The sequence below is a fragment of the Streptomyces sp. NPDC029674 genome, assembly GCF_044903205.1.
Taxonomy (GTDB): domain Bacteria; phylum Actinomycetota; class Actinomycetes; order Streptomycetales; family Streptomycetaceae; genus Streptomyces.
In genome coordinates this window covers 1-1,085 of sequence record NZ_JBJDPY010000072.1, presented here as the reverse complement: position 1 = coordinate 1,085, position 1,085 = coordinate 1, and the positions used below count along the sequence as shown (strand labels likewise).

The 1,085-nt window shown below is 71.2% G+C and carries 2 protein-coding genes; both read right to left on the bottom strand.

Going from position 1 to position 1,085, the window contains the following annotated elements; all coding sequences use genetic code 11:
- Positions 1–129: 129 nt before the first annotated feature.
- Entirely contained in the window at positions 130–780 is a 651-nt protein-coding gene (locus ACI2L3_RS40440) for a hypothetical protein (protein ID WP_350749529.1), read from the bottom strand.
- On the bottom strand, positions 777–1,085 hold a 309-nt coding region (locus ACI2L3_RS40435; RefSeq protein ID WP_404757462.1), incomplete at its 5' end, for a VRR-NUC domain-containing protein. The genes ACI2L3_RS40435 and ACI2L3_RS40440, both read right to left, overlap by 4 nt.

The following is a 1,085-nucleotide window of genomic DNA, read 5'->3' as shown; positions in this document are numbered from 1 at the left end:
GTGAAAGCGGACTCGCGGAACCCAGCTGGATCCGACGACGGCCCCGACCTGTGGGGGTCGGGGCCTTCTCGAAGATCAGGGCCTGGGCGCACTTATCCCAAGCACTGCCGAGCGTACACCTCGGGGCGGTCAGCCTGCAAGCAGGTGCGCCACGGACGGCGGGGCGCCCAGCTGGACGGCAAGGTCCACGACCTCGGGGCCGTGCCACTCGGCGCCGCACTCCGCGCACGAGGCCCGCGGGGTCTGGCTCTGCACGATGGTCAGCGCCGGCACGTCCACGTACTCCTCGAGGTCCCGGTTCAGCACCGGAGTCCGGGCGATCCCGCATGCCGGGCACTCGGCCCCGCGCAGGGCGACGACGCGCGGCGGGTCGAACAGCCGTTCGATCGACGCCGTCCACCCGCGCACGGTGGCGAGCATCTCCGCCTCGGCCGCCTGTCCTTCCAGGGCGGCGGCGGTCCAGCGGATCCGCTCGGCCAGGGTGAATCCGCCGAGCCCGGGACGCACGGTGAGCACGCCGGGCGTTGAGCGGGCCAGCCACGAGAGGTGGATCGCTTCGTCCTTCACCTGGCACAGCAGGGCCAGGGCTGTGACATCGAGCGGGGCACCCGAGCCGACCGACCCAGACGAGCCGCCACCGCCCTCCCCGGACGGGTGCACCGCCTCCTGCAACTGCTCGAGCAGCGGGGCAGCTCGCACGACGGCCGGCCCCGCGTCGGTGTGCAGGATCTGTCTGGTCTCCACGGTGAGCCGGTCCACCAGCTCCATCAGCTCGCTCACGTCAGCTCCCTCTCGATCGTCCGGTCGAACCACTGGACCGGCCGCCACACGGCCGCGTCGTGCCCGGCCGCGTTGAGCAGCTCGAGCCATTTCTTCTGGTCGGGCGTCGCGCGCCCCTTCATCGTCTTCAGCTCCCGGAACAGCACCCGGTCTCGGCGACCGAGCACGAGATCCGGCCACCCACGGTGAGACCGACGCGAATCGTGGGTGTGATAGACCTTCCACCCCAGCGACTCGGCCAGCCCCTCCACCTGCCGCTGGAAGACGTCCTCAGACATCCCAGCCGCCATCATCTGCGCGTACTC